Source organism: Acidisphaera rubrifaciens HS-AP3, from assembly GCF_000964365.1.
GTDB lineage: Bacteria > Pseudomonadota > Alphaproteobacteria > Acetobacterales > Acetobacteraceae > Acidisphaera > Acidisphaera rubrifaciens.
Window position 1 is genome coordinate 1 of record NZ_BANB01001021.1, and the last position, 660, is coordinate 660.

General features: G+C 73.0%; 2 protein-coding genes. Both read right to left on the reverse strand.

What is annotated here, in order from left to right; genetic code table 11:
• Positions 1–189: (5-formylfuran-3-yl)methyl phosphate synthase (locus tag B8460_RS19800; RefSeq protein WP_048863352.1), on the reverse strand; the 189-nt coding region annotated here is incomplete at its 3' end.
• A partial coding sequence (locus B8460_RS19805; protein ID WP_048863353.1) for a DUF3280 domain-containing protein occupies positions 186–660 on the reverse strand: 475 nt, incomplete at its 5' end. The genes B8460_RS19800 and B8460_RS19805, both read right to left, overlap by 4 nt.

Genomic DNA, 660 nt, shown 5'->3' on the forward strand with positions numbered 1-660 from the left:
CAGGTCGCCGGTGACGGCCGAGGTCGGGCGGCGCCCGGCGACGGCGGCGACGGTGGCACGCACGCGGTCCGCGGTGACGGCGCCGAGCGCGCCGGCCGAGGGGTCCTTGAGGTCGATGATGTCGGCGCCGGCCTCGACCGCACGGACGGCCTCGTCCGGTCCGGTGACGCTGGCCAGCAGCAGGGTCATTGCGCGGTCCGGGGCTGCAGGATCTGGTACTTCGCGAGATAGGCGAGGCCGCGCGACCAGCTTTCGTCGGTGTCGCCGCGTATGTCGACGCTGCCGCCGCCGATCACGCGGCCGGTGGCGACGTCCACCATCTGCACGTTGATGTTGAGGATCAGGTTGGAGACTTTCTGCACCCAGCCGATGATCGCGACCCGCGCGCCCACCCGCTTGGCATAGTCCTCGCCGCAGCCGCCGCATTCGAGCAGGTTGGCGGCCTTTGCCTTCGCCTCCACCGGCGCGATGTCCACGGGCTGGTAGCGGCCGGACTTGGCGAGCAGGTCGGAGAGCTGCGGGCGCAGCCGGTCGAGCCGCGCCGTCTCCGCCGCCGCCGGTCCGTCCACCTGCCCCTGGAGGCTGGTGTCGTCGAGGCGGAAATCGAACACGGCGACGGGCACCGGCGCGGCCGTCGCGGCGCCGAGCAACAGCACGGCC